This is a genomic window from Moraxella sp. CTOTU49803 (genome assembly GCF_032097965.1).
In the GTDB taxonomy this organism is placed as follows: Bacteria; Pseudomonadota; Gammaproteobacteria; order Pseudomonadales; family Moraxellaceae; genus Faucicola; species Faucicola tetraodonis.
The window spans coordinates 27,174-52,883 of the sequence record NZ_DAMCJP010000014.1 but is presented as its reverse complement, the minus strand read 5'-3'; the positions used below and the strand labels follow the sequence as shown (position 1 = coordinate 52,883).

Annotated in this window: 29 protein-coding genes; 22 read left to right on the top strand and 7 right to left on the bottom strand. The window is 39.9% G+C overall.

Annotation, left to right across the window (positions count from 1 at the left end; translation table 11 throughout):
* Positions 1-318: 318 nt before the first annotated feature.
* Positions 319-723, top strand: a complete 405-nt coding sequence (locus tag RT422_RS11150) for a hypothetical protein (RefSeq protein WP_312116755.1) — start codon at positions 319-321, stop codon at positions 721-723.
* A gap of 572 nt (positions 724-1,295) precedes the next feature.
* Here RT422_RS11150 and RT422_RS11145 read toward each other — a convergent pair.
* Together RT422_RS11145 and RT422_RS11140 are read right to left on the bottom strand one after the other, a co-directional pair.
* Positions 1,296-1,676 carry a hypothetical protein gene (locus RT422_RS11145; protein WP_312116753.1) on the bottom strand — a complete coding sequence of 127 codons (381 nt, stop codon included), beginning with the start codon at positions 1,674-1,676 and terminating at the stop codon, positions 1,296-1,298.
* Between the two features lie 34 nt (positions 1,677-1,710).
* Positions 1,711-1,995, bottom strand: coding sequence for a hypothetical protein (locus RT422_RS11140; protein ID WP_312524224.1), 285 nt, complete (start codon positions 1,993-1,995; stop codon positions 1,711-1,713).
* A gap of 173 nt (positions 1,996-2,168) precedes the next feature.
* Here RT422_RS11140 and RT422_RS11135 point away from each other — a divergent pair, with 173 nt between their 5' ends.
* The 10 genes from RT422_RS11135 (at position 2,169) to RT422_RS11090 (ending at position 12,732) form a co-directional block, all read left to right on the top strand.
* Positions 2,169-2,396, top strand: a complete 228-nt coding sequence (locus RT422_RS11135) for a helix-turn-helix domain-containing protein (protein WP_062335103.1) — start codon at positions 2,169-2,171, stop codon at positions 2,394-2,396.
* A 21-nt stretch (positions 2,397-2,417) separates the two neighbouring features.
* Positions 2,418-3,962, top strand: a complete 1,545-nt coding sequence (locus RT422_RS11130; protein WP_313422302.1) for a type I restriction-modification system subunit M — start codon at positions 2,418-2,420, stop codon at positions 3,960-3,962.
* Positions 3,959-4,438 carry a DUF3990 domain-containing protein gene (locus tag RT422_RS11125; RefSeq protein ID WP_313422300.1) on the top strand — a complete coding sequence of 160 codons (480 nt, stop codon included), beginning with the start codon at positions 3,959-3,961 and terminating at the stop codon, positions 4,436-4,438. Before RT422_RS11130 ends, RT422_RS11125 begins: the two co-directional genes overlap by 4 nt.
* Positions 4,435-4,686: a hypothetical protein gene (locus tag RT422_RS11120; RefSeq protein WP_101965076.1), complete on the top strand. Its 252-nt coding sequence runs from the start codon at positions 4,435-4,437 to the stop codon at positions 4,684-4,686. The genes RT422_RS11125 and RT422_RS11120 overlap by 4 nt, the downstream gene beginning before the upstream one ends.
* A complete protein-coding gene (locus RT422_RS11115) occupies positions 4,683-4,886 on the top strand; it encodes a DUF3791 domain-containing protein (protein WP_101965077.1) in 204 nt (67 codons plus the stop codon). The genes RT422_RS11120 and RT422_RS11115 overlap by 4 nt, the downstream gene beginning before the upstream one ends.
* Positions 4,883-6,190 (top strand): restriction endonuclease subunit S, encoded by a 1,308-nt coding sequence (locus RT422_RS11110; protein WP_313422298.1) that lies wholly within the window; start codon positions 4,883-4,885, stop codon positions 6,188-6,190. The genes RT422_RS11115 and RT422_RS11110 overlap by 4 nt, the downstream gene beginning before the upstream one ends.
* A gap of 265 nt (positions 6,191-6,455) precedes the next feature.
* Positions 6,456-9,599 carry a type I restriction endonuclease subunit R gene (locus tag RT422_RS11105; RefSeq protein WP_313422296.1) on the top strand — a complete coding sequence of 1,048 codons (3,144 nt, stop codon included), beginning with the start codon at positions 6,456-6,458 and terminating at the stop codon, positions 9,597-9,599.
* Between the two features lie 577 nt (positions 9,600-10,176).
* Complete coding sequence (locus RT422_RS11100) at positions 10,177-11,559, top strand: replication initiation protein (RefSeq protein WP_313078729.1); 1,383 nt, start codon at positions 10,177-10,179, stop codon at positions 11,557-11,559.
* A 79-nt stretch (positions 11,560-11,638) separates the two neighbouring features.
* Entirely contained in the window at positions 11,639-12,400 is a 762-nt protein-coding gene (locus tag RT422_RS11095) for a ParA family protein (protein ID WP_312524381.1), read from the top strand.
* Positions 12,397-12,732: a hypothetical protein gene (locus tag RT422_RS11090; RefSeq protein ID WP_312116729.1), complete on the top strand. Its 336-nt coding sequence runs from the start codon at positions 12,397-12,399 to the stop codon at positions 12,730-12,732. The genes RT422_RS11095 and RT422_RS11090 overlap by 4 nt, the downstream gene beginning before the upstream one ends.
* A gap of 328 nt (positions 12,733-13,060) precedes the next feature.
* Here the strand turns inward: RT422_RS11090 and RT422_RS11085 are convergent, their stop codons facing one another.
* Together RT422_RS11085 and RT422_RS11080 are read right to left on the bottom strand one after the other, a co-directional pair.
* On the bottom strand, positions 13,061-13,357 hold the full coding sequence (locus RT422_RS11085; protein ID WP_312116727.1) for a HigA family addiction module antitoxin: 297 nt from the start codon (positions 13,355-13,357) through the stop codon (positions 13,061-13,063).
* Between the two features lie 14 nt (positions 13,358-13,371).
* Positions 13,372-13,653: a type II toxin-antitoxin system RelE/ParE family toxin gene (locus RT422_RS11080; RefSeq protein WP_312116725.1), complete on the bottom strand. Its 282-nt coding sequence runs from the start codon at positions 13,651-13,653 to the stop codon at positions 13,372-13,374.
* 212 nt (positions 13,654-13,865) lie between these two features.
* Between RT422_RS11080 and RT422_RS11075 the strand changes: the two genes are divergently transcribed.
* The 4 genes from RT422_RS11075 to RT422_RS11060 all read left to right on the top strand — a co-directional run bounded on the left by RT422_RS11075 (position 13,866) and on the right by RT422_RS11060 (position 15,625).
* Positions 13,866-14,504 carry a recombinase family protein gene (locus RT422_RS11075; RefSeq protein WP_313422294.1) on the top strand — a complete coding sequence of 213 codons (639 nt, stop codon included), beginning with the start codon at positions 13,866-13,868 and terminating at the stop codon, positions 14,502-14,504.
* 104 nt (positions 14,505-14,608) lie between these two features.
* Positions 14,609-14,926 (top strand): type II toxin-antitoxin system RelE/ParE family toxin, encoded by a 318-nt coding sequence (locus tag RT422_RS11070; RefSeq protein ID WP_060995272.1) that lies wholly within the window; start codon positions 14,609-14,611, stop codon positions 14,924-14,926.
* A complete protein-coding gene (locus tag RT422_RS11065; protein WP_313422292.1) occupies positions 14,917-15,246 on the top strand; it encodes a helix-turn-helix domain-containing protein in 330 nt (109 codons plus the stop codon). Before RT422_RS11070 ends, RT422_RS11065 begins: the two co-directional genes overlap by 10 nt.
* A 133-nt stretch (positions 15,247-15,379) precedes the next feature.
* Positions 15,380-15,625, top strand: a complete 246-nt coding sequence (locus RT422_RS11060) for an integrase core domain-containing protein (RefSeq protein ID WP_072092988.1) — start codon at positions 15,380-15,382, stop codon at positions 15,623-15,625.
* Between the two features lie 103 nt (positions 15,626-15,728).
* Here RT422_RS11060 and RT422_RS11055 read toward each other — a convergent pair whose 3' ends face one another.
* Positions 15,729-16,091 (bottom strand): hypothetical protein, encoded by a 363-nt coding sequence (locus tag RT422_RS11055; protein WP_313422290.1) that lies wholly within the window; start codon positions 16,089-16,091, stop codon positions 15,729-15,731.
* A gap of 378 nt (positions 16,092-16,469) precedes the next feature.
* Between RT422_RS11055 and arcD the strand changes: the two genes are divergently transcribed.
* Both arcD and arcA read left to right on the top strand, forming a co-directional pair.
* Positions 16,470-17,894, top strand: coding sequence for an arginine-ornithine antiporter (gene arcD, locus RT422_RS11050; protein ID WP_313422289.1), 1,425 nt, complete (start codon positions 16,470-16,472; stop codon positions 17,892-17,894).
* A 57-nt stretch (positions 17,895-17,951) separates the two neighbouring features.
* Positions 17,952-19,202, top strand: a complete 1,251-nt coding sequence (gene arcA / locus RT422_RS11045) for an arginine deiminase (RefSeq protein WP_313422287.1) — start codon at positions 17,952-17,954, stop codon at positions 19,200-19,202.
* A 6-nt stretch (positions 19,203-19,208) separates the two neighbouring features.
* Here arcA and RT422_RS12185 read toward each other — a convergent pair whose 3' ends face one another.
* A complete protein-coding gene (locus RT422_RS12185; protein WP_409520127.1) occupies positions 19,209-19,562 on the bottom strand; it encodes a transposase in 354 nt (117 codons plus the stop codon).
* Positions 19,540-20,259, bottom strand: coding sequence for a transposase (locus tag RT422_RS11040; protein ID WP_313422285.1), 720 nt, complete (start codon positions 20,257-20,259; stop codon positions 19,540-19,542). The genes RT422_RS12185 and RT422_RS11040 overlap by 23 nt, the downstream gene beginning before the upstream one ends.
* A 188-nt stretch (positions 20,260-20,447) precedes the next feature.
* On the opposite strand from RT422_RS11040, the gene RT422_RS11035 reads away from it, so the two are divergent.
* From RT422_RS11035 to tnpC, 5 genes are all read left to right on the top strand, one after another.
* Entirely contained in the window at positions 20,448-21,458 is a 1,011-nt protein-coding gene (locus RT422_RS11035) for an ornithine carbamoyltransferase (RefSeq protein ID WP_313422283.1), read from the top strand.
* Positions 21,459-21,822: 364 nt separating this feature from the next.
* Positions 21,823-22,752 (top strand): carbamate kinase, encoded by a 930-nt coding sequence (arcC, locus tag RT422_RS11030; protein ID WP_313422281.1) that lies wholly within the window; start codon positions 21,823-21,825, stop codon positions 22,750-22,752.
* Between the two features lie 268 nt (positions 22,753-23,020).
* Positions 23,021-23,455 carry a transposase gene (locus RT422_RS11025; RefSeq protein ID WP_313422279.1) on the top strand — a complete coding sequence of 145 codons (435 nt, stop codon included), beginning with the start codon at positions 23,021-23,023 and terminating at the stop codon, positions 23,453-23,455.
* The gene (gene tnpB, locus RT422_RS11020) at positions 23,452-23,823 is read left to right on the top strand and encodes an IS66 family insertion sequence element accessory protein TnpB (RefSeq protein ID WP_313422277.1); all 372 of its coding nucleotides are present in this window, start codon (positions 23,452-23,454) and stop codon (positions 23,821-23,823) included. The genes RT422_RS11025 and tnpB overlap by 4 nt, the downstream gene beginning before the upstream one ends.
* 75 nt (positions 23,824-23,898) lie before the next feature.
* A complete protein-coding gene (gene tnpC, locus RT422_RS11015) occupies positions 23,899-25,689 on the top strand; it encodes an IS66 family transposase (RefSeq protein ID WP_313422276.1) in 1,791 nt (596 codons plus the stop codon).
* Positions 25,690-25,710: the final 21 nt, after the last annotated feature.

The window sequence follows — 25,710 nt, the reverse complement described above, 5'->3', positions numbered from 1 at the left end:
TTATAAGGCTTGATTTTGGTTTAAGGGGGTTTGGGGTCTCCCCAATAAGCACCCAGTTTGAACGCAACTTTGTGAGGCGATAACTGGGGGCTTGGGGTTTCAAAAGGGGGCAAGCCCCCTTTGCCAGAACGCAGAGTCAACTAATTTACGTTAGTAAATTTGGTGTCTTTGCATGTGCTGGCTATGTCAGCATTAGCGCCTTGTTTGTCACTTTGTTAGATTCTATCACTGCCAATAGCTTCAGTAAAGGTTAAACTTGCTGCTACAGACAAAGCATGTTAAGATTTTTGAGTAATTGGCTAAGTAAGTGAGGTAATAATGAGCAAGTATTTAAAGAAAACCCCTGAGCAATTAGCCCAAGAGATGTTGGCTATTTCTCAAGCATTAGAGTTAATGAATAAAGAGGAAGCTGAAGCATTAGGTACGATTTCTAAGCGCTATGTGGATAGTATTAGCGAACCTAAAAAAGCAGAAGCTTATTTGAAGTTTTTAGATCAATATGCTACTAAAGAGGAAAAAAAGCGTTTAAAAAATCGTATCAATATTTTAAAAAAATTGGCGAAGCAAGATGATACTGATAGTAAGCAGTTGGCTGTTGATGATAAAAATGCTACCAAGATTCAATCTACTTTACATCAAACACCACCGTTAGATCATCAAATAGTTGAAGAAAATGGTATCAATTATGGTAATAATTCAACCACCAATTTGGTTGATAATTAGTTTAATTATTTAGTGTTCAATTATAAGATTGATAGTATTTTTTAGTTAGAGAGCGATAAATTTTTTTATTAATCTATATTTTTTATTGATAATTTTCTTTTGTTTTTTTACTTTTTGATTTTGAATTTTTTCAGCATTAAAGTTTTTTTAGCGATTTTTTTGATATTTTTTGTTAGGTTTTCTCGAATTAGTTAAAATTTTTGAGTGAATTTTTATTGAAAAAAATTTATAGGTTGATTTTTTTCGGTGGTATTTTTTTGGCATTTTGTTAGTTTTTTTTGATTTTAGAAGGTTACTGTTTTCTTTTTTATTGATGTTTTTATAGATTAATTTTTTTATGTTTAGCTGATTAATTTTATCGATTTATCGTTTTGATTGATGATTAATTATTCAAGGATAACCCGTCGATGCAAAGGTACTGCTAGTTGTTGGATACCTGAACCTAAATAAGGTTATGTTATTTAGTTTAGAACAATCTATCTTCAATGGTATTAGGATGGCTTAGTTTATTATGCCACCCTACTAATTTTTTTAAGGCTTTTTGCTCAATAAAAATAAATTCAGTTGCCTATTTAATATGGCAAATCATCAATGATTGCTTTGCTAGTTAGCATATGAATAGTGGCGAAATGTTGGCATTGTTTAGGCGCATGGATAAATGATTGGCAGTCATCGCAGATATAGTCAAGTTGTTGCAGATGTTGGCTATTGCGATAGTCAGGTTCGGTGATTCGCTGAGCGATATTGCAAGCCATACAGTAAGTATGCGGGTGATAGGCTTTAACCTTTTGGGTAATGGCAGCAAGTTGATCCAAGGTGATGTGATACTGGCTGCACAGTTGCTGTAAGTGTGCCAAGGGTGTGGTGTGCTTGTTAGGGTTTTCATAATAAGCTTGGCAGATTTGAAATTCAAACGGGTTTAGGCTGTTTTGTTGGATGTAGTGTAGATTCATGCGTACTTCCTTTCTTTAGTATCGTTAAGATGGGTTATAGTAGTTCTGGCATTAAAGCTAAGAATTCGTGCTCAAGTTTTCGGTAAGTTTCTTGATAATCACCCGTGTCAATGGTGTCATAAATGGTCTGAATCCATTGTTGAATGGCTTGGGTATTGCTGCAGCGTTTGGTTTGGCCAAGATGTATGTACAGTCCATCGCCCAGTTGAATATGTTGTTCTTTGATAAGTTTGCTGACTAGCAGACTAATTTGTTGTTGGCGGCTTTTTCTTTGGTCAAGTTGGTCATAGAGGTGTTGGATGACGGGGTTTGGGTGCATTTTTGTGCTCCTTTCGGGATATTTTTTGGTAAATTATTCATTCCTATGCGATAATAGCAAATCAAAAGGAAATATAATTTTCTTTATATTTAATTTTGTTTTCTCTACAGGAAATAAATTAAAACATAAAGAAAACTAAGTCAAGCATTTTTTGTCATTTATTTGGTTTTTCTATGATTAAGTTGAATTTACCTGTGCTTTTTGCCCAACGTGGGCTCCGTGTTGCAGATGCGGAACGTGATTCGGGTGTAAATCGGACAACGCTTTATCGGCTTTTTAATAATGAATCCTCTCGGATTGATTTTGAGACGTTAGATAAGTTGTGCATTTATTTGGATTGCGAGCCCAAAGATGTGTTTATTTTCGAGAAGCCTGTCGCTGAAAGTCAGCCATCAAGTTAATGTTTATTTTTAGGATATATTATGACCGCTATTTTGCAACGTGCAGAGCTGCAACGTCGTATTTGGCAAATTGCTAATGATGTGCGCGGTTCCATCGATGGTTGGGATTTTAAGCAGTATGTGTTAGGGGCATTATTCTATCGCTTTATCAGTGAGAATTTTGCGAGTTATATCGAAGGGGGTGACGATAGCATCAATTACGCCACCTTCCCCGATGACAGTCCTATTTTAGCCAGTATCAAAGATGATGCGATTAAGACCAAAGGCTATTTTATTTATCCCAGTCAGCTATTTAGCAATGTGGCGAAAAATGCTAACACCAATGACAGTTTAAATACGGATTTAGCCAATATTTTCTCAGATATTGAAGCGTCTGCCCTAGGCTACCCTTCCGAACCTGATATTAAAGGGTTATTTGGTGATTTTGATACCACCAGTAGCCGTTTAGGCAATACAGTCGCAGACAAAAATAAACGCCTTGCGGCCGTGCTAAAAGGTGTGGAAGATTTAGATTTTGGTAATTTTGAAGACAATCATATTGATTTGTTTGGTGATGCGTACGAATTTTTGATTTCTAACTATGCTGCCAATGCAGGCAAATCAGGCGGTGAATTTTTTACCCCACAACACGTTTCTAAATTGATTGCTCAACTGGCATTACATGGTCAGACAAGTGTTAATAAGATTTATGACCCTGCGGCGGGTTCAGGATCGCTGTTATTGCAAGCCAAAAAGCAATTTGATGAGCATATCATCGAAGAGGGATTTTTTGGGCAAGAAATCAATCACACGACCTATAATCTGGCTCGTATGAATATGTTTTTGCATAATATCAATTACGATAAGTTCAATATGATGCTGGGCGATACCTTGCTTGAGCCCCATTTTGGCGATGATAAGCCGTTTGATGCCATTGTGTCGAATCCCCCCTACTCTGTCAAATGGGTGGGTAGCGATGACCCAACGCTAATTAATGACGAGCGTTTTGCCCCTGCGGGCGTACTGGCTCCTAAGTCAAAGGCAGATTTTGCCTTTATTCTGCACGCCTTGGCATATTTATCGAGTAAAGGACGGGCGGCGATTGTCTCTTTCCCAGGTATCTTCTACCGTGGCGGTGCGGAACAAAAAATCCGACAATACTTGGTCGATAACAACTTTGTCGAAACGGTGATTTCACTTGCCCCCAACTTGTTTTTTGGTACGTCGATTGCGGTAAATATTCTAGTTTTATCAAAACATAAAGCCGATAATAAAACTCAGTTCATTGATGCCAGTAAGCTGTTTAAAAAAGAAACCAATACTAACACGCTAACCGATGACCATATTGCCCAGATTATCGATGTTTTCGCCAGCAAAACAGATATTCCCTATTTTGCCAAGTCGGTTGAAAACCGTCAGATTGCCGAAAATGACTATAATTTGGCAGTGAGTAGCTATGTGGAAGCGGAAGACACCCGTGAAGTGATTGATATTCAAACATTAAATGCCGAACTTGCCCAGACGGTTGCCAATATTGATAGGTTACGCAAAGAGATTGATGCAATTGTGGCGGAGATTGAGGCATGATAACACTCTATCACGGTAGCAATGTCGCTGTCGATATGCCAAAGATTTTACCCAATTTACGAGCCTTAGATTTTGGTTGTGGATTTTATTTGACCAGTAGCTATGCTCAAGCGGAACGCTGGGCAAAACTGGTTTTTAAAAGACGTCAACAGGGACAAGCCATTATCAATATTTATTCCTTTGATGAAGATCGTGCGATTGCTTTAAATTTGATGCACTTTGACAACGCCAATGCCGATTGGCTCGAATTTGTCGTTAATAATCGCAAAGCGTTAAAACTGTTTGATTTTGATATCGTGATTAGTCCTGTTGCTAATGATGCCACTTTACCTGTCATTGATGATTATATGGATGGCAGATATACCCAAGAAGAAGCGGTTCGGCGTTTATTACCGCAGAATTTGACTGACCAATATGCGTTTTGTAGTGAGATTAGCTTAGGCTATTTGACTTATCAGGGGAGCAAAATCGTATGAACGCTGTATCAGCCCGAACATTAGATTTTTTTGACCGTCATGTGGTGCAAAATATCGTTGAAAAATACGGTTTTGATGAATTGCAAGCGATTAAGGCGTTTATCAGCTCTGAAACCTATGCCATGTTACAAGACCCAGAGCTTGAGTTATACAAGGTAAGCCCCTTGATTATTTTTGATATGTGGGAAAGCGAGCAAGTGACAGGCAATCCACGCAATTCACTGTATTTACGGGCGGATGAAGTATGAGCAAGGAATACGCATTTTTTATTTATTTGTTAGAGCGTTATGCGGAGTATCGACAGGTTTCGGCTCAAAAGGTGTTGGCAATGTGGGAATCGTTAGGGATTACGCAGTTTATCGTGGATATGTATGAGTTATACCATATTGAGCGATTGGAAAATGCCTTTGCGGATATTGATAGAATAATGGCGGAGGCAGGGGCGTGAGTGCGATTTTGGATAAGTTGTTAAAAGGGCAAAATGTTGAGTGGCATACTATTGAGCAAATTTTTCATTTGCGAAATGGTTATACGCCATCTAAATCAAACGAAGCCTATTGGACAAATGGCACAATACCTTGGTTTAGAATGGAAGATATTCGTGAAAATGGTAATATTTTGGATTCAGCCCTACAGCAAATATCTGAAAGTGCTGTAAAAGGTAATAAACTATTTCCAAAAAATTCTTTTATAATTGCAACTTCTGCAACGATTGGGGAACACGCTCTAATTACTGTGCCATATTTAGCTAATCAGCGTTTTACCAATTTATCTTTAAAAGACGATTTCATTAATCGATTCAATATATACTTTCTATATTATTATTTATTTAAACTTGATGAATGGTGCAGAAATAATACTACCATGTCTAGTTTTGCTTCTGTAGATATGAATGGTTTTAGAAAATTTGAAATTCCAATTCCACCGCTTAATGTGCAAGACGAGATTGTACGAATTTTGGACGCATTTACAGCCGTTACAGCCGAGCTTACAGCCGAGCTTACAGCCGAGCTTAACATGCGAGAAAAGCAATATCAATATTACCGTAATAAATTGCTGTCGTTTTCAGAGGCAGGTATAGAAACAGACAGCAACAGACAGCAACAGACAGCAACAGACAGCAACAGACAGCAACAGACAGCATTATGTGAAGGTCTAGCGAATAATGTCAAGCAAAATCATCAAATAATTTGGAAAAGTTTGGGTGAAGTTACCGAGTATTCAAAATCTCGTATATCATTTGATAAACTTAATGAAAAAAATTACATTGGGGTGGATAATCTTTTGCAAAATAGAATGGGTAAAACCAATTCAAGTTACTTACCTACCAGTGGAAATTTAACAGCATATTTTGAAAATGATATTTTGATTGGCAATATCCGCCCTTATTTGAAAAAGATTTGGCAGGCAAATCAAATAGGTGGAACAAATGGCGACGTTTTAGTTATTCATCTGAAAGATAAAAATATTTTGCCTAGATATCTGTATCAAATTTTAGCAGATGATAAGTTCTTTGATTTTAATATGCAAAATGCTAAAGGTGCAAAAATGCCACGAGGCAATAAAGAGGCAATTTTAAAATACTCTTTCCCTGTCCCACCGCTTGATGAGCAAAAAAGAATTGTAAATATTTTAGATAAATTTGAAGCCCTAACCCACTCTATCACCGAAGGCTTACCTAAAGAAATCACCCTACGTAAGCAGCAATACGAATACTACCGAGAGCAACTAATTGATTTTCCTAAAAATTAAAATAGCATACATATAAATACATACACACAAATAGTTATATTCTCATAGTATACATATAAACATATACAGTTAAATTTATATATTTATTAGTAGTTAGATAAATTTATACATTTATAATCATAAATTTATGCACAAACGTAGCTTAACATATATCTAACTTGAGAAGATTTTAGCATATTCATATATTTATACATTTAACTGTATATTATAAATATATACACATTAATACATACACATATAATTAGCCATCTATAAAGATACCACTATGAGTACGAATTACAAACCCATCGCTGAGACCAATCACTTTATCGTTCTCGATAAATACACCAAAATCGAGCAGACAGGAAGTTACCAGACCGAAGCCGACCTAGAAAAAGAACTCATTGACGACCTTATCAACCAAGGTTATGAATACCGCAAAGACATCACCACCCACGACAAACTATTAGCCAACGCCTGTGAACAACTGCAAAAACTCAACAATCTCACCTTTAGCGATAGCGAATGGCAACGCTTTTTGACCGATTACCTAGACCGCCCAAGCGATACCATTATCGACAAAACCCGCAAAATCCACAATGACCATATCCACGATTTTACCTTTGATGACGGTCGCCTGCAAAACATCTACCTACTCGACAAAGACCATATCACCCGCAATTCACTACAAGTCATTGGACAATTTAGCCAAACAGGCAAACACCGCAACCGCTATGACGTAACCATCTTGGTCAATGGCTTACCATTGGTACAAATCGAACTCAAAAAACGGGGCGTAGCGATTCGTGAAGCCTTTAACCAAGTGCATCGCTACAGCAAAGAAAGCTTTAACAAAGACGAATCACTGTATAAATATCTACAAATTTTTGTCATCTCAAACGGCACGGATACCCGCTATTTTGCCAACACCACCAAACGGGACAAAAACAGCTTTGACTTTACCATGAACTGGGCAAGGTCGGACAATACCTTAATCAAAGATTTAAAGGACTTTACCGCCACATTCTTTGAGAAAAAAACCTTGCTCAATGTGCTTTTGCATTACAGCGTGTTTGATGTCAGTAATACGTTACTGATAATGCGACCCTACCAAATCGCCGCCACCGAGCGGATTTTATGGAAAATTAACAGCTCGTTTCAAGCCAAAAACTGGAGTAAGGTCGAGAGTGGCGGTTATATCTGGCATACCACAGGCTCAGGCAAGACCTTGACCAGCTTTAAAGCGGCACGGCTTGCTACTGCATTGCCATTTATTGACAAGGTGTTTTTCGTGGTTGATAGAAAAGACTTGGACTATCAAACCATGAAAGAATACCGACGCTTTAGCCCCGATAGCGTAAACGGCTCGACCAGCACCGCCAAACTCAAAGAAAACTTGGCAAGCGATGATAATAAAATCGTGGTCACGACCATCCAAAAACTTAACAACCTGATGAAAAGCGAAGATAAATTGCCGATTTATGATAAGCAGGTGGTTTTTATCTTTGATGAATGTCATCGCTCGCAGTTTGGCGAAGCCCAAAAAAACCTGAAGCGTAAATTTAAGAAGTTTTATCAGTTTGGCTTTACAGGAACACCGATTTTTCCAGAAAATGCGTTAGGCTCAGAAACCACGGCAAGTGTCTTTGGACGTGAACTACATTCATATGTGATTACCGATGCGATTCGGGATGAGAAAGTGTTAAAATTCAAAGTCGATTACAACGATGTACGTCCACAGTTTAAAGCCATCGAAAAAGAAAAAGATCTTGAAAAACTCACCGCTGCCGAAAATAAACAGGCGTTGCAACACCCAGAACGCATCAAACAAATTGCCCAATATATTCTAAACAACTTCAAGCAAAAGACCCATCGCCTAAATGCGTCAAATAAGGGCTTTAACGCCATGTTTGCCGTCAGTAGTGTCGATAGTGCCAAATTGTATTACGAAGCCCTAAAACAGCTCTATAATGGCGTAAAAGGGGGCTTAGAACGTCCTTTAAAGGTTGCCACTATCTTTTCTTACACAGCGAACGAAGAACAAACGGCAGTGGGGGATATTATTGATGAAACGTTTGAACCCAGTGCGTTGGATGCTACTGCCAAAGAATTTCTCGATTTAGCCATCAGCGACTATAACGCCCAGTTTAAAACCAACTATAGCACCGAAAGCAAATCCTTTGAAAATTACTACAAAGACCTATCCAAACGAGTCAAGGGCAAGGATAGCGACAATAGACCATTACCAGAAGCAGAAAAAATTGATTTGTTAATCGTGGTTGGGATGTTTCTGACAGGCTTTGATGCTCCGACCCTAAACACGCTGTTTGTCGATAAAAACTTACGCTATCATGGGCTAATACAAGCCTATTCTCGTACCAATCGCATTTATGATGCCACCAAAACCTTTGGTAATATCGTGACCTTCCGTGACCTAGAGCAGGCGACCATCGACGCTATTACCCTGTTTGGCGATAAAAATACCAAAAACGTTGTCCTTGAAAAGAGCTATGACGAATATATGCAGGGCTATACCGATGCAAGTACAGGAGAAGCCTGCCGTGGTTACCTTGACGTAGTCGCCGAGCTTCAACAGCGTTTCCCAGACCCTGATAATATCGTTACCGAAAAAGATAAAAGAGACTTTGCCAAGCTATTCGGTGAATACCTACGAGCCGATAATATCCTGCAAAACTATGACGAATTTGCGGGACTGCAAGCCCTGCAAACGCTAGATATCAACGATGCCGAAGCCGTCGAAACGTTCAAACAAACTTACTATCTTACCGATGATGATATTCAGACCATGCAATCTATCGAAATACCATCAGCAAGGCTTATTCAAGATTATCGCTCCAGTTATAACGACATTCGAGATTGGATTCGTCGGCAAAAAGACGCTGATAACCAGAATAAAGCCACTATTGATTGGGATGACGTAGTCTTTGAGGTCGATTTGCTCAAATCTCAGGAAATCAATCTAGACTACATTCTTGAGTTAATCTTTGAACATAACAAAAAAGTTAAAAGTAAAGCCGAATTGGTGGAAGAAATACGCCGTGTTATTCGAGCCAATATTGGTAACCGTGCTAAAGAAAGCCTAGTCGTAGACTTCATTAACCAGACCAATTTAGACACTATCAAAGACAAAGCTAACATCATCGACGAATTTTTTAAATTTGCCCAAGCCGCACAGCAAAAAGAAGCCCAATTTCTTATTGATGATGAAAATCTTAATGCAGACTCAGCAAAACGCTATATCTTAACATCACTCAAACGTGAATATGCCAGTGAGAATGGTACTGAACTTAATGATATCTTACCCAAAATGAGTCCATTAAACCCTGAATACCTTACTAAGAAGCAAACTGTTTTCCAAAAAATAGCCAACTTTGTGGAAAAATTTAAAGGTGTTGGTGGTAGTCTTTAATTGATTAATTCACTCTGGCTACAATACATAGCTCTAAATGCTCATAGGAACGCTTTAGAGCTATTTTTATAGATACATGCTACCCTATATACCTTTTTTCGATTTATAAGCCTATATGCTTTAGAATCAATCAGTAAATGCTATTCAATAGATTACTTTATTGGTAACTAAAAGTTTAGTGATTACGCCATGAAATTAACGACATTACAAATCTTATTTAATAAACATTTATTCTTAAATTTTTTTTTCAAAAAAAGTCTTTATTGTAATAATTGTAATATTATATATATTGTAGGAGCTCTCAACGCCTTATGTAGCAAGGCTTTTCGAGCCAATACATGTACAACTCTTCTAGTTTATATGTACAAGTCTTCTTGTATAGATGTACAACTCTTCTTGTATAGATGTACAACTCTTCTTATGATTTATCGCATAAGTGTACAACTCTTCTAGTTCTATGTACTCAATCCATATATAGCTTAAATAATTGATTTTAAATATATTTAATATATGTACAACTCTTCTTAATTTATGTACTAAATACATTTATGTATTGATTCCATAATTAGAAAAACGTATGATTTCTTCTAAATTGGAAGAAACCTTTGTAGAGAATATAAGCATGGAAAAATTTTTTGATAAAAAGCTAGAAACTGCTGATTTTTCAATTGTTAAACATAATACCTTAGTTGAATCAAGTTACGACTTGTCCCCTGTACCCAATAATATTATGACGATTGCAATGACTAAAGCTCGTCAAACCAATATGTCGTCTGATTTATGGAATGGTGAAGTAGTTATTTCTGCCCAGGAATACGCCAATATTCACAAAGTATCATTGGATGATGCGTATAAAGTTCTGAAAAGAGCTGTGCTAGAACTTGAAGAAACCAAGATTATTTGTGATGCCTATTATGATTTTTCTAATGGTGAAGTTGTGCCTGAGATTCCGCCTAATCTAACGGAGATTAGCTTTTTTTCTGATTCGATTTTGGCATCAAAACCTAAGCATGGTAAGTTCAGTAAGATGAAATTACACATTCGTTTGGTGCAAAAAATAGGTTATAGTGATACAGGCTCCTTCATCTATTTGAAGTTTAGTGATGATATTCTCCATCTAATCAAAAATGCGACCAATCCTGACGCTCTAGACTATACGCAATATGATTACGCCAATACGATAGAACTTAACACTACCCCTGCCAAACGGCTTTACGAACTTGTATGCAAATGGCGAAAAGTGGGAAACTGTCGAAAGCAAGTGGATGAATGGAAGATTTTATTCGGCGTATTTGCCAAATATCCCAATGTGGCAGAATTTAAGCGAAGAGTATTGCAACCCGCTATTAATCAAGTGAACGAGCAGGGTGAATTTAAATTGATATTAGAACAAGAAAAACTGGGGCGAGCTATTACCCATTTCAATATCGTCATTGAAGAACAAATGGTGACTGAAAACCCTGTTCAATCCACAGAATTTTTTGCCAAAGCCAGTAATGTTAATTTATTTGAAAGCCTATCTGAAACTGAACGCCAAACTGTTAAAGCAACGGCAGATAGATATATTGCCAAAAATCAAATAGATGATGAAACGCACAAACGCAATATTTATAAAAAAGCCATTAATGAGCGTTGGGGGTTATTAGAAGTTGATGCTCAACAGCAGGAATATCAAAAACAGGCAGAAGAAGTTAAGAAGAAACTCGAAGCGGACCGATTATCAAAATTGGAAAAACAACAAGAAGTATTGAGAAAAGAACAAGAAAGCAAGCAATTTGTGCAGTTATTTGAAAGTCTCGATCTAGGTTTTCAAATAGAAGTTTTAGATAGGGTGAGAAACTTAATTGCTACGGAAGTACCTGTATTTTTGAAGATGTTTGACAAAGAGAATGACAAAAGATCGGCTCATACAGATATCAGATTTCGTAGTTATTTTAAAAGGATAATGGCAATTGAATAAAATTCAAAAAAAATATTGAATATATAAATTTATACATATACAATTATGTGTATATATAAATAAGTATAGGTTTATCAGTATGCAAAAAATTATTACAGTAATTAATCAAAAAGGTGGTGTTGGAAAAACTACCACCGCACATGCTTTAGGTGCCTGGTTGCAGAGTAAACAAAGTAAAAAAGTATTATTCATCGATTTAGACCAACAAGGTAATTTAACTTACGCAACGAATGCCAGCCATAGCGAAAATAATGCACTAGGCTTATTAATTAATGCAAAATTAGATAAACAAGCGATTCAAATCACACCATCGCGTTATCAAATTATTGCCTCTAGCCCTATGTTGGCTAATGTTGAATCTATGCTGACAATGACAGGTAGGGAATATCGTCTAAGAGAAGCATTAACTGAATTAAAAGAATATGATTACATAGTGATCGATACTCCACCAAGTTTAAATATTTTAACTATTAATGCTCTCACAGCTAGTAATTTTGCCTTAATTCCTGCGCAGGCAGATATTTTTAGTGTCCAGGGAATAACTCAACTTGGACAAACGATTGATGCAATCAAACGTTATACCAATAAGGATTTACAGGTTTTAGGGATTGTTTTAACTCGCTATAGTAATCGTAATATCTTAAGTCGTGATTTACAGCAAGTTATAGAAGATACAGCTAAAAGTATATATACAAAAACATACACACAAAATATTCGTGAAGCAATTGCTATTAAGGAAGCCCAAGCACTAAGAAAAGACATTTTTTCTTATGACGCAAAAGGCAATGCGACTCAAGATTATGATAATTTATTTCAGGAAATTTGGCAGGAGATTCAATGATGTCTACTAAAAAAAGTTTTAGCCATGCAAATCCAGCTATGTCATTTATCAGTAGCCCAATACTTGAGAACGAGCAGGTCGAAGACCAGGAATTAGAAACTAGGAATGTTTCTCAAGAAGATATACTCTTAAGCAAACAGCAAAAAAATGAGTTTGATGTGCCAATGAAACGCAATCCTGAGTTTATTGAAGTCAAAAGCAAACGTATGCAACTATTAATGCAACCATCTTTGCATTCAGCAATTAAAACACTAGCTGATAAGGAAGAACTGAGCGTTAATGAAAAAATCCACAGTATTTTAAAAGATTACGTTGAAAAATCTGATATATAAAGTGCATGATAAAGACACTCATACTGTAATATTTGATAGATCAGAGGGGTAAATTTAAGAAAATTAGCCTAAGCTAAAAATTTTACATTACCTACACTATGATAATCTTAGTGATTTTTATTAAAAAATCATCCATCCCAGCTACCTTACCCCCCAATTAAACTAGCCTAATGTCCATTGCAAAATTTAAATGGACATGAAGATGGCAATCAATAAATCCAAATATATGAGCTACAGTGACGAATTCGTTCAAAATCCTAAAAATCCGAGACATGTCTCGGATTTTTAATATAATACATCGTATCGACTTTAAGATAGCGTTTTCTATTTAGCTGAAAGCTAATGGCATAATCTCATCTAAAAAATGCGTATCTTGGGTCTCAGCTAGTCGTAGCTCGTAAGTGGTTTGTAAGTTTAGCCAAAACTTAGCATTACCCCCAAAATATTTAGCAAGGCGTAGTGCCGTATCAGCTGTAATACCACGTTCCTCGCGCACGATTTCATTAATACGGGCAGGGGTGACGCCGATTGCCTTCGCTAAAGCATTGGCGCTCATTTCTAGCGGTGCAAGATAATCTTCTCGCAAAATTTCACCTGGATGAATGGGTCTCATACCATTTTTCATATAATCTCTCCTAACTATCGATGGTAATCTACAATTTCTACTTCTGTCGGACCTTCTTGTGTCCATATAAAGCAGATCCGCCATTGATCATTGATTCGAATACTATGCTGACCTTCTCTGTCGCCAAATAGGGCTTCAAGGTGATTACCTGGCGGAGAACGCAAGTCTTCTAAAGTAATCGCATTATCTAATTGCAATAATTTTCTTTCAGCAACTTTTTTAATTGAAGAGAAATGGCGTGTATTGCCTGTTGTAAAAAGTGTTTGAGTTTTATCACATGCAAAATTAACAATCATAAAAAAAATCCAAATTTTTATATATTATATATCGATAAACGATAAACTCTAGAGAAGTTTTGTTATTTTTACAGATGTCGAGTGTTTAACAAAGAAATCTTGAATCCCGACAACCTATTGTTTTTCGTGATTTTGTAAATCAGCGCCAATTCGGCGCTTTTTTATTCTATTTATTTCACGATAAAGCCAAATAAATCTAATTATGATAAGATATGCTAATTATCATTTATCGTGAGAATTTTACCATGAGTTTAATCGGTTATGCCCGAGTGTCAACTTCTGAAGGGAAACAACTCCTTGACCGTCAAGTCGATGCGTTAAAAGAAATCGGCTGTGAGCGGATTTTTGAAGACAAAGCATCGGGCAGTAATTCCCAACGTAAAGGCTTGGATGATTGTCTAAACTATTTGAGAAAAGGCGATGTGTTGGTTGTTTTGGATTTGGATAGGTTAGGGCGGTTAGCCAGTGATTTGATAAAGTTGATTGATGAACTGGCTGAAAATGGCATTGGCTTTAAAGCGATTAACTCGCCGATGGATACCACAACACCTGCAGGTCGGGCGTTTTTACAAATTCAAGCGGCGTTTGCCGAGATGGAGCGCAATATTATTCGTCAACGAGTAAAAGAAGGAATTGCTGCTGCAAGGGCTCGAGGACGTAAGGGCGGACGCCCTAGAATTATGACCGCAGAGAAACTGCGCTATGCCCAGCATTTAATGGCTGACCAGACCAAAAGCATTCCAGCGATTTGTAAGGAGCTGGGCGATATCCCGAGCAGTACGCTGTACCATTATGTAACAGCGAAAGGGGAGTTAAAGAAGGCAGGTGTAGATTTGCTAAGTTATGAATAGCCTTCGCATTACCTGTTTTTTTAAGCCTATAGCATTTAAATTTTGAGGTTAATCTTAAATGAATAATCTGTTATACTACGACAATGTAGTATGTGAGATTATTTATGTTTACCATTGTTGAAACGCCTTTGTATATAAAAATGGTTGATAGCCTATTAACCAAAGAAGAACAGGGCGAACTCCATACCATGATTAGCCAAAATCCTGATATTGGTGATGTTGTTCCTAAAAGTGGCGGTGTTCGTAAAGTGCGTTTTGCTAGGCAAGGTGGTGGTAAAAGCGGTGGTGTTAGAGTGATTTATTATAATCGCTTAGAAAACGGTAAAATCTTTATGCTATTGGTTTATGCCAAGGCGAAAACCGAAAATATTCCTGCGCATATACTAAAAGACTTGGTAAAGGAGTTAGACACATGGCAATAAAAAGAATGAAAGACTTAGATAGCATTAACTTGGCTAACCATGAGTTTACCGGGGATGAGCTCGGGGCATTATTGCTTGAAAGTGTTCGACAAGTTAAAGCTGGGCAAGGTGTGGTACGTGAGCAACCTATTGTTAACGAAGCCATTGAAGCCAGACAGAATGTGGGACTATCACAACGAGAATTTGCTGAAATTCTAGGTGTGTCAGTTCGAACCTTACAAGCTTGGGAGCAAGGGAAACGCTATCCATCAAAAGCAGCTAGCGTTCTGCTGAAAATTGCAAAAGTTGAACCCCAAGTGCTACTGCGCGTTGCTCATTAAAAACTTTTGCTGTGAAGAATAGTTGGCATTTGTTTGATTGACGACTTGCTATACAAGGCTGGGGGCTAAAAGCCCTTATTTTTTGCCCAAAATGAAATGTCTAAAAAACCACCGTTTTTTGAACACTTCCTAATTGCCGATTGTACGATTTACACAAAATATTTTACAGTCTCGGAATTGCTGGGATAATGCTTGTGTCGAAAGTTTCTTTGGTACGCTTAAGTCTGAATGTTTTCATCGACAAGAGTTTGCTTCAGTTAAAGACCTAGAAATTACAATCAAGGAGTATATTGATTATTACAACAATGACCGAATCAAGGTCAAACTAGACGGTTTATCTCCTATCCAATATAGGAATAAATATTTCAAAAATCGTTAAAAAAGGTGTCCAACTTTCGGGGTGCGGTTCATTTTTAGTGGGCACTATCTCGCATTTTTTAGTATGGTGCTAGATGGGATGGTCGGGGGCTTACATATAATCTCTAAAGACCTCTACAGTATTTCAATTGAGTAAAATTTTTCTCATTGTGTTCAAATATTTGAGCTTCTTTCCAACCTGCTTCATCACCAAAATAAATCCTTCCTGTCTGTTTATCTTGATAGAACTTTAGCACATTGTCCTTACTATCTTTGATACTAAAGCTATCAAATAAATGTTGCCAACACTCTCGAATAGCCGCTTCGTTATGGTCTGGGGCAAGGGTCGGGGTGATAATATATGCTAGCGCTTGATACTGCTCAGGCGTGATATGACTGAGTACATATTTTTTATCTAACAAATGTTTAGCGATACGTTTAATGTCCGCTAAGCTCACCTCGCCCTCATCCATTTCAAAAAACATCATTACAGTTTCTCCTATATTCAATGATTAATTTAGTGATTAAAAAATAACCTTCTCACTATTGTAGCACTTTTTTAACCCAGCTTATTTGCCCAATGCTGAAGAATTTTGTCATCACATATCCGACTAAAACTCTTATGTATGACGGATTAATCACTTAAAATCTTTTTTTATAACTAATTTTTATACCCATTTTAACCATAGGTTATACAAGCATACAATAAGTTATATAGGTTAATTTAACCGTAACTTTTCAACTTATTATAATGCCGCAAAAATAGTATGGATTTAATAGAATTGACATATTTATCACGTAATGTGTTGAAAAATTTTTACATATCCTATTAAGTATTTTTTAACCTAGTTTTTTAGGAGGATAACATGTCCGACAATAATAAACTTAAACTAGGGGCATTAATTGCTCTGGTCGTCGGCTCGATGATAGGCGGTGGGATTTTCTCAATACCGCAGAATATGGCAAGTGGAGCAGGGGCAGGGGCGATTTTGATAGGTTGGGCGATTACGGCAGTGGGTATGCTGATGCTTGCCTTTGTGTTCCAAAACCTCGCCAATCATAAGCCCGACCTTGATAATGGGGTATATGCCTACGCCAAAGCGGGCTTTGGGAATTATTTGGGTTTTTCCTCGGCATGGGGGTATTGGATTAGTGCGTGGATTGGCAATGTGAGTTATTTGGTATTGCTGTTTGGTACGCTCGGTTATTTTTTCCCTGTGTTCGGTGAAGGTAACACGCTACCTGCCATCCTTTGTGCCTCGATTTTATTATGGCTGACCCATTTTTTGGTACTGCGAGGGATTAAAGAGGCGGCATTTATTAATTTAATTACCACGATTGCCAAAGTCGTGCCGTTATTGACCTTTATTGTGTTGGTCGGTCTGGCGTTTAAAGCTGATATTTTTACCAATGATTTTTGGGGAACCGCAAACCCTAATCTGGGTAGTGTGACGAACCAAGTCAAAAGCATGATGTTGGTGACGGTGTGGGTATTTATCGGGATTGAGGGGGCAAGTGTGTACTCAGCTCGAGCCGAAAAACGCAGCGATGTGGGTAAAGCCACGGTACTAGGTTTCTTGGGTGTGTTGGCACTGTTGGTATTGGTGAATGTGCTATCGCTTGGGGTGATGAAACAGCCCGAACTTGCCGCCCTAAAAAATCCGTCAATGGCGTATGTCCTTGAACAGGTGGTGGGCAAATGGGGGGCGGCTTTTGTTTCGATGGGTTTGATTATTTCGTTGGTCGGTGCGTTGCTTTCTTGGACATTATTGTGCGGTGAGATTCTGCATTCGGCAGCCAAAGACCATACCATGCCAAACTTGTTTTATAAAGAAAATAAAAACGGTGTACCTGCCAATGCGTTATGGGTATCCAATGGGGCGATTCAGTTATTTTTATTGATTACCTTATTTTCCAGTAGCTCGTATCAGCAGTTATTGTACCTTGCCACCTCGATGATTTTAATGCCGTATTTCTTTGCCACGGCGTATGCGGTCAAGTTGGCAATCTCGGGCGAAGGCTATGAGGGGCAAGCAGGGCAAAAAAACCGTGATTTAGTGATTGCCATTATCGCCACGATTTATAGCGTCTGGCTATTGTATGCGGCGGGGGCGAAGTATCTATTGTTGTCTGCCTTGCTGTATGCCCCTGGGGCAATTGTGTATTACTTGGCTCGCCGTGAGAATAACAAGCAAGTGTTTACCAATGTTGAAAAAATCATCTTTGCGTTAGCCGTGATTGGGGCGATTGTCGCTGCTATTGGGTTAGCCACAGGAAAATTAACGCTGTAACTTAACATTAAAACTTTAACCTATTTTTTAACCAACCACTCTTTAAGGGGTATCACAATGAAACAACAACATAAATTAGGCGTGTATTCAGAAGTCGGCAAATTGCACCGTGTGATGGTCTGCTCACCAGGCGTGGCTCACACCCGTTTAACACCTGATAACTGTGACAGCTTATTATTCGACGACGTACTATGGGTTAGCCAAGCCAAACGTGACCATTTTGATTTTCAGACCAAAATGCGTGACCGTGGGGTCGAAGTGCTAGAAATGCACGACTTACTCACCGAAACCTTGCAACAGCCTGAAGCCTTGGCATGGATTCTTGACCGTAAAATCACGCCAAATAGCGTTGAACTCACCATTATGGCTGAGTTACGCAGTTGGTTTGAAGGATTAGATGCCCGTAAACAAGCCGAATTTTTGATTGGCGGTGTCAGTGTGGCGGATTTGCCTGCCGAACTCCAAGGTAGTAGCCGTGATTTGATGGCGGTATCGCATGGTCGTGCGGGCTTTGCGTTGCCACCATTACCCAATACCATGTTTACCCGTGACACCACGTGCTGGATTTATGGCGGTGTCAGTCTTAATCCGATGTACTGGCCTGCTCGCCGTCAAGAAACCCTATTGACCACCGCTATTTATAAATTTCATCCGCTGTTTGCCAATGAAGATTATAAAATCTGGTTTGGCGACCCTGACCAAAACTTTGGCGATGCGACCCTTGAAGGCGGGGATGTGTTCCCTATCGGTAAAGGCGTGGTCTTAGTCGGGATGGGTGAACGTTCGTCTATCCAAGGGATTGAGCAACTAGCCTTAAATTTATTTAAAAATAAAGCCGCCGAACGGGTGATTGTGGCAGTATTGCCAAAAACTCGCTCCGCCATGCACCTCGATACGGTCTTTACTTTCTGTGACCGTGATTTGGTCAATATTTTCCCTGAAGTGGTGGATAATATTACCGCCTTTAGCCTCCGCCCAAGCGATAACGCAACAGGCTTAGACGTGCGTAAAGAAGACAAAAAATTTGTCGATGTGGTCGCTGAAGCCTTGGGGCTAAAACAACTGCGTATCGTGCAAACGGGCGGGGATAATTATGCCGTCGAGCGTGAGCAATGGGATGACGGTAACAATGTATTTGCCCTTGAGCCAGGCGTGGTCGTGGGCTATGACCGCAATACTTACACCAATACCTTACTGCGTAAAGCGGGTGTCGAAGTCATCACCATCAGCTCATCAGAACTGGGGCGTGGTCGTGGCGGCGGTCACTGTATGACTTGCCCGATTATCCGTGAAGCGCTGGATTATTAACTGAAGTTACGCACCGCTAATAGCCTTAAGCTGGGCAAAAGCCGACTGATTAGCAGAAATTAGTAACTTTGTACGCAAAGCGAAATGATTTAACTTGGTTTTGATTTTCAAACACTCAAGCTTAAACACCGCATACGTGGCTAAAAACATATGATTAAACCGAGCCCTTTGGCTATGAGCAGGCGACTTACCCAAATTGGCATTTTGCTTTAACGACTTATGATACACTTCAACCTGCCATCGTTTTTGATAGCCGTTGATGAATTTATCTTTGTCGCATTGCAAATCTGAGCATACCAAATATAACACCCCTATACTATCGTCCTTGTTTGTAAACTTAGCGTAATAACAAGACTTCATCATGATAGTCATTTAAAAAGCCGTGAACAGGGGTATTATCGGGTAGATTAGATTCATCAATACGTACAAAGTTACCTTTTTCTCTATCATCCGGGGTTAAAGCCACTAAGCGATTTGACTTTAACGCAAAGATGAAATGCTTGTTAGCTTTACGAATATGTTTGAATGTCGCTTTGGCTGAAAACCAAGAATCGGCTAATACATAGTCGAATTTGACTTGGTTTTTGATTGCACTATCAAACATATCAAGCAGTCGCTGATTTTTGGTTTTATCGCTTTTACGTTTAACCTTGCCTTTGTCATCGGTAAAGACATTGGGTTTGGTGATGATGTCAAAGCTTAAGGGTATGTCGATATCTTTGCGATGATACAGACAGTTAAGCAGGTTAATGCCTTTAACATTTTTGTTTTGGGTATGGTCGTAGTGCCAGCAGTTGATGTCGTCGACGCTTGTGTGCGGTTTGGGCTGTATGGTGTCGTCAAAGATGAGATAGCCGATGGCATTGGGTGTGGCATTTTCATGCTGTCTTAGCATGGGTTTAATCAGTTGCCATTGTTCTTTGGCGGCGAGTGTTTCACTGTTTAGAAAGCGGGTGATGCTGTCATGGTAGATGCTCCCTTGTAGTAGATTGGCAAGTCCTGTGGCGGTGGTTTGCCCAAAACTTGCGATGAGGTAGTCGCTGTAGAGTTCTATCATGTCTTTGTTCATTTGTTTACTCTCGCTGACTGCTTTTTTTGTTATGATAGCGCTTTTTTAAAGGGCTGCGTAACTTCAGTTATTAATTTGATTTACGAACAAACTTTAGGGCGTATGCAATACGCCGCTACTGATGGCTGACCCACCCTACTAACCAATATTTTGACCAATTACAAAAGGAAACTACCATGTCTTTTAACTTACATAACCATAGCCTATTAAGCCTTGTCCATCATTCAACCCGTGATTTACGCTTTTTGCTGGATTTATCGCGTGACCTAAAACGTGCTAAATACAGCGGCACCGAGCAACAACGCTTAAAAGGTAAAAATATCGCCCTTATCTTTGAAAAAACCTCAACCCGTACCCGTTGTGCCTTTGAAGTGGCAGCGTATGACCAAGGGGCAAACGTTACTTATATTGACCCAACCTCGTCGCAAATCGGGCATAAAGAGTCGATGAAAGACACCGCACGGGTATTAGGACGGATGTATGATGCCATCGAATACCGTGGCTTTCGCCAAGAGTTGGTGCTCGACCTTGATAAATACGCAGGTGTACCGATTTTTAACGGCTTAACCGACGAATTTCACCCAACCCAAATGCTGGCTGACGTACTGACCATGCTCGAGCATAGCGATAAACCGCTGCACGACATTAGCTACGCCTACCTAGGCGATGCCCGCAACAATATGGGCAACTCACTGCTATTGGTCGGGGCAAAATTGGGTATGGACGTGCGTATCGCCGCTCCGAAAGAACTACAACCGAGCGACGAACTGGTCAAAATGTGCCAAGAGTTTGCCGAGCAAAGCGGGGCGAGAATCACCATCACCGACGACCCCAAAAAAGCCGTGGATGGCGTGGACTTTATCCATACCGACGTGTGGGTCTCTATGGGTGAGCCTATCGAATCATGGGGTGAGCGTATCGGCATCTTAATGCCTTATCAAGTCAATATGGACATGATGAAAGCCGCCAATAACCCACGGGTCAAATTCATGCACTGCTTACCAGCCTTTCACAACAGCGAAACCAAAGTGGGCAAACAAATCGCCGACCAATACCCAGAGCTTGCCAATGGTATCGAAGTCACCGAAGAGGTGTTTGAATCACCTTACAACATCGCCTTTGAACAAGCCGAAAACCGTATGCACACCATCAAAGCGGTGATGGTATCAGCATTGGGTGGGTTGTAATTTTTAAGAACCTGTATTCATAACGTCTTTGCGTTGAAAAATGCGATAAATCGCCCGCTTTTTAAGGCAAAAACTTGGATGATAGTCATTCTATCAGACAAGTTTTTAACGCAGAAAAGCCAGATTTAGCCATTTTTCATGCAAAAGCAACCTTTTATTGCTAATTTTTCAAATCAATTTTAATTGCGTGATGTTGTGAATATAGGTTCTAAGTTTTTGGTTAAAAATCTCGTAGGGTGGGTTAGCCGGTCTTCTTGGGCGTAACCCACCGTTGCAGAAAATGATATAACCTAGCGGTGGGTTACGCTTCGCTAACCCACCCTACCAAACTATTTTTATAAAGTTTAAATAAAAAGGAAAACCTATGCGTATCGTAGTTGCATTAGGTGGTAACGCTTTGCTAAAACGTGGTGAAGCGTTAAGTGCCACCAACCAACGGGAAAATGTCCGAATTGCTGCTACCCAAATTGCCAAAATCCAACCGAATAACGAGCTAGTCATCGCTCATGGCAATGGCCCGCAAGTGGGTTTGCTGGCTCTACAAGGGGCAGCCTATGACAAAGTCGAAACTTATCCACTCGATGTCCTTGGTGCAGAAACTGAAGGCATGATTGGTTATATGATTGAGCAAGAAATGGGCAACCTACTACCACAAGAAACCCCGCTTGCCACGATTTTGACCCAAGTGGAAGTGGATAAAGATGACCCCGCTTTTCAACATCCGACTAAACCCATTGGCCCTGTGTACGACAAAACCGAAGCCGAGCAATTAGCCAAAGACAAAGGCTGGTCTATCGCGCCTGATGGCGATAAATTCCGCCGTGTGGTCGCTAGCCCTCGCCCTAAACGTATCTTTGAGATTCGCCCTGTTAAATGGCTACTTGACCAAGGTACAGTCGTGGTGTGTGCAGGCGGTGGCGGTATTCCTGTGTACTATGACCGAGACGGGCATCTGACAGGCGTAGAAGCGGTGATTGATAAAGACCTTTGTTCCGCCTTACTGGCGCAAGAGTTACAAGCGGATTTATTGGTCATTGCCACCGACGTGGATGCCGCTTATATCGACTATAAACAGCCAAGCCAAAAGGCAATTAGTAAAGCCCATCCCGATGACTTCGCTAGCATGACCTTCCCTGACGGCTCAATGGGGCCAAAAATCCAAGCCGCCTGCGAATTTGCCAAAAACACAGGCAAAACTGCGGTTATCGGCTCACTAGAAAACATCGAAGCCATTGTAAACGGGACATCAGGCACTCGCATTAGCACTGAGTATCAAGGCGTAACTTACCTTTAAATCTTGATAATTAATCTAGACTTGGTGTAATAATTCCATAAACTTTAATCAAATACCCCTTTTTTAAAGGGGTATTTCCTCGCCCCCTCTTTCATAAGGAACATCTTGGGAGTGCGAGGCGGTTTGCCCAAAATTTATAATTAACCCGAACTCGGGATAAGCAAAGCCCGACAAACTAAAAGAATTAAGGTAAGCATCCGACCATCCCATCTAGTAGCAACCTAAAAAATGCGAGATAGTGCCCACTAAAAATGAAGTGGGCACTAAAATGGCACCGACAAACACAACCAAACCAAAACGACGGACATACAGCAAAGAACTCAAGGCCTATCTCGTAGAACAAGCCTTAACAGGCGAACGCTCGATAGCAAATCTCGCTCAAGGTCACGGCATCAACCCAAACTTACTGCAGAAATGGATAAAATCTGTCAGAGACGAGAAAATCGCAGCAACCTTATCTCAACCATTAGCTAGCTCAAATATCGAAACCAATCTCATTGATCATGGGTCTGAGCCTGCTTTCTTACCCGTTATCCTGCAACATAAAACCAAGCACGAAATAACACCGCAAGCAACTGCCTTCGCCCCAACCCTCACAGGCATACAGCTTCAAATTCCTAAGCATAACGAGCTACCCATAAAATTAAGCATTGCTCAAATTGACACCCATAGCCTTATTGAACTACTGCGGGGGCTACAATGACAAATCTTATCAACCCACAGCAAATCTGGCTATCCACCACACCCATGGACATGCGAAGTGGCAGCAACAAACTACTCGCCTTTATTCTAGAAAAACACCATGGTATCAAACCACACTGTGCCTACCTATTTTACAACAAAACAGGCACACGGCTAAAAGTGCTCATTCATGACGGACTAGGCGTTTGGCTGTGTAGCCGAACTCTAGATGACAGCAAATTTCATGGACTCAGTGAACGTCTCATCCGACATCACAGCCAATCCAACCAAAACGCAGGGTTTGCCATCAATCAACAACAATTTAACGCCCTTATCAGCGGATTAGCTTGGCACAACTTAGGCAAAGAGATACTCACCCCCATCATCTGAATCATAACATTAAAAAATTCCCACTATCACAACCAACTCGCTGACAAGCTATAGTGGTTATGGCAGCATAGCGCCATGACCGATCACAGCCCAACCGACCTAACCGACCCTAGCTACGCTGAACTATTGGCTAAAATAGCCCTGCTTGAACAACAACAAAAACAGCAGCAAGATGCGTATCAACAGCGTCTACGAGAGCAGCAGCAACAATACGAAAAACAGCTTAAAGCCTATCAGGTTCAAATCGAACATCTCATCGAAAAACAAAAACTGCTCATTCACCAACTATTTGGACAAAAGAACGAAGCATTAACGCCCAAACAAGACCATTTGGGCAAAGAATCTGCTCTAGAAGACCTATCTGCCCTTGAACAAATTAAAGACAATGCTCAAGCCGAGCTTGATAACGACAGCCATACTGCATCGACAAACGAATCGGTCAATACAGATAGCCAAATGCTTATCACCCAAAGTGAAAGTAAGCAAACCGACACAAACTCAGATGACAACAAACCAGCGAAACCCAAACGCGAGCGGCGTATTGTCATCCCTGATAACCTAGAAGTCCTAACCATCATTCATGAGCCTGAATCAATCACTTGTGGTTGTGGCTGTCAAATGAAACAAATTGGCGAAGACGTACAAGACAAACTCGGACTTATCCCTGCTTGCTTTTACCGTGAACGCCACATCTATCCCAAATACGCTTGTCAGCATTGCCAACGTCAATCTTTTAGCAAACAGCCAATTGACGACACCCAAAACCAAAATCACCGCCTAATTCAAGCCAAAGTCCCTGCGGGGGTCATCGTTAAAAGCATTGCCACCGCTGAGCTACTAGCTCACATCATCATTAGCAAATTTGCTGATCATCAGCCACTATCCCGTCAAAGCCTAATCTATGGGCGAAGTGGCGTGCATTTATCCGACTCAACAATGGCAGACTGGGTAGGACGCTGTGGTGTCGCCCTTGAGCCACTGGTGAAACGCTTGCATGAATTACTATTAACCCAACCGATTCTGCATGCCGATGAAACCCCTGTCAATATTTTAAAGTTTAATAACAATAAGGGTAAGTTAAAGCAAGGCTATGTTTGGGCGTATCTGACCCCACAACATTGTCAAAGCTATGGTGGTTTTAAAGCCGTGGTGTATGACTTTGCCGAAAGTAGGCGAAATGAACACCCCAAAGCCTTTTTAGATAAGTGGCAGGGTCAGCTCATTTGCGATGATTACAATGGCTATAAGTGCTTGTTTAATCAAAAGCAAGCGGTTATCGAAGTCGGCTGTATGGCTCATGCAAGACGTAAATTCCATGAGCTTCATATCAAGGGTCAGAGTTTGGTGGCTCATGAAGCGTTGGCATTATTTCAAAAGCTGTATGCGGTTGAATGCCAGATTGATGCGTTATTTGAGAAAAATGAGACGCCAAGCCCTAGAGTCGCTACAACGGTAGTCGCCATCAGGCAACAACACGCAAAACCGATTGCCAAAGCGTTATATCATTGGTTACAGGAAAAAAGGTTAGGCACAACCAAGAACGCAAGTATTACCAAAGCAATCGAGTATTGCTTAAAACGGTGGCAAGCTCTGACACGTTATCTTGAGGATGGCAGTTTGCCGATTGATAATAATTGGGCGGAGAATCAGATGCGTCCTTGGGCGCTCGGGCGTAAGAATTGGTTATTCGCAGGATCGCTTAAAAGTGGGCAGCGTGCTGCGGTGATTATGTCGCTTATCCAGTCGGCTCGTTTGAATGGGTTGGATGTTTATGCCTACTTGTCTGATGTGCTTAAACGTCTGCCTACCCATAAAGATAAGGATATTGATGAGTTGCTACCTCATATTTGGCAACCTCCGCAATAGGGTATGGTCGGATGCTTACGA

Excerpts from the sequence above, each read along its gene's own strand:
- RT422_RS11090 (WP_312116729.1), top strand. The coding sequence starts at position 12,397 with ATGATGTCTACTAAAAAAAGTTTTAGCCATGCAAATCCAGCTATGTCA.
- arcC (WP_313422281.1), top strand. The coding sequence starts at position 21,823 with ATGCGTATCGTAGTTGCATTAGGTGGTAACGCTTTGCTAAAACGTGGT.
- RT422_RS11140 (WP_312524224.1), bottom strand. The coding sequence starts at position 1,995 with ATGCACCCAAACCCCGTCATCCAACACCTCTATGACCAACTTGACCAA.
- RT422_RS11065 (WP_313422292.1), top strand. The coding sequence starts at position 14,917 with ATGGCAATAAAAAGAATGAAAGACTTAGATAGCATTAACTTGGCTAAC.
- RT422_RS11080 (WP_312116725.1), bottom strand. The coding sequence starts at position 13,653 with ATGATTGTTAATTTTGCATGTGATAAAACTCAAACACTTTTTACAACA.
- tnpC (WP_313422276.1), top strand. The coding sequence starts at position 23,899 with ATGACCGATCACAGCCCAACCGACCTAACCGACCCTAGCTACGCTGAA.
- RT422_RS11040 (WP_313422285.1), bottom strand. The coding sequence starts at position 20,259 with ATGATAGAACTCTACAGCGACTACCTCATCGCAAGTTTTGGGCAAACC.
- RT422_RS11125 (WP_313422300.1), top strand. The coding sequence starts at position 3,959 with ATGATAACACTCTATCACGGTAGCAATGTCGCTGTCGATATGCCAAAG.
- RT422_RS11095 (WP_312524381.1), top strand. The coding sequence starts at position 11,639 with ATGCAAAAAATTATTACAGTAATTAATCAAAAAGGTGGTGTTGGAAAA.
- RT422_RS11135 (WP_062335103.1), top strand. The coding sequence starts at position 2,169 with ATGATTAAGTTGAATTTACCTGTGCTTTTTGCCCAACGTGGGCTCCGT.
- tnpB (WP_313422277.1), top strand. The coding sequence starts at position 23,452 with ATGACAAATCTTATCAACCCACAGCAAATCTGGCTATCCACCACACCC.
- RT422_RS11035 (WP_313422283.1), top strand. The coding sequence starts at position 20,448 with ATGTCTTTTAACTTACATAACCATAGCCTATTAAGCCTTGTCCATCAT.
- RT422_RS11085 (WP_312116727.1), bottom strand. The coding sequence starts at position 13,357 with ATGAAAAATGGTATGAGACCCATTCATCCAGGTGAAATTTTGCGAGAA.
- RT422_RS11070 (WP_060995272.1), top strand. The coding sequence starts at position 14,609 with ATGTTTACCATTGTTGAAACGCCTTTGTATATAAAAATGGTTGATAGC.
- RT422_RS12185 (WP_409520127.1), bottom strand. The coding sequence starts at position 19,562 with ATGAAGTCTTGTTATTACGCTAAGTTTACAAACAAGGACGATAGTATA.
- RT422_RS11130 (WP_313422302.1), top strand. The coding sequence starts at position 2,418 with ATGACCGCTATTTTGCAACGTGCAGAGCTGCAACGTCGTATTTGGCAA.
- RT422_RS11145 (WP_312116753.1), bottom strand. The coding sequence starts at position 1,676 with ATGAATCTACACTACATCCAACAAAACAGCCTAAACCCGTTTGAATTT.
- RT422_RS11100 (WP_313078729.1), top strand. The coding sequence starts at position 10,177 with ATGATTTCTTCTAAATTGGAAGAAACCTTTGTAGAGAATATAAGCATG.
- RT422_RS11075 (WP_313422294.1), top strand. The coding sequence starts at position 13,866 with ATGCTAATTATCATTTATCGTGAGAATTTTACCATGAGTTTAATCGGT.
- arcA (WP_313422287.1), top strand. The coding sequence starts at position 17,952 with ATGAAACAACAACATAAATTAGGCGTGTATTCAGAAGTCGGCAAATTG.
- RT422_RS11120 (WP_101965076.1), top strand. The coding sequence starts at position 4,435 with ATGAACGCTGTATCAGCCCGAACATTAGATTTTTTTGACCGTCATGTG.
- RT422_RS11115 (WP_101965077.1), top strand. The coding sequence starts at position 4,683 with ATGAGCAAGGAATACGCATTTTTTATTTATTTGTTAGAGCGTTATGCG.
- RT422_RS11150 (WP_312116755.1), top strand. The coding sequence starts at position 319 with ATGAGCAAGTATTTAAAGAAAACCCCTGAGCAATTAGCCCAAGAGATG.
- RT422_RS11025 (WP_313422279.1), top strand. The coding sequence starts at position 23,021 with ATGGCACCGACAAACACAACCAAACCAAAACGACGGACATACAGCAAA.
- RT422_RS11055 (WP_313422290.1), bottom strand. The coding sequence starts at position 16,091 with ATGATGTTTTTTGAAATGGATGAGGGCGAGGTGAGCTTAGCGGACATT.
- RT422_RS11105 (WP_313422296.1), top strand. The coding sequence starts at position 6,456 with ATGAGTACGAATTACAAACCCATCGCTGAGACCAATCACTTTATCGTT.
- arcD (WP_313422289.1), top strand. The coding sequence starts at position 16,470 with ATGTCCGACAATAATAAACTTAAACTAGGGGCATTAATTGCTCTGGTC.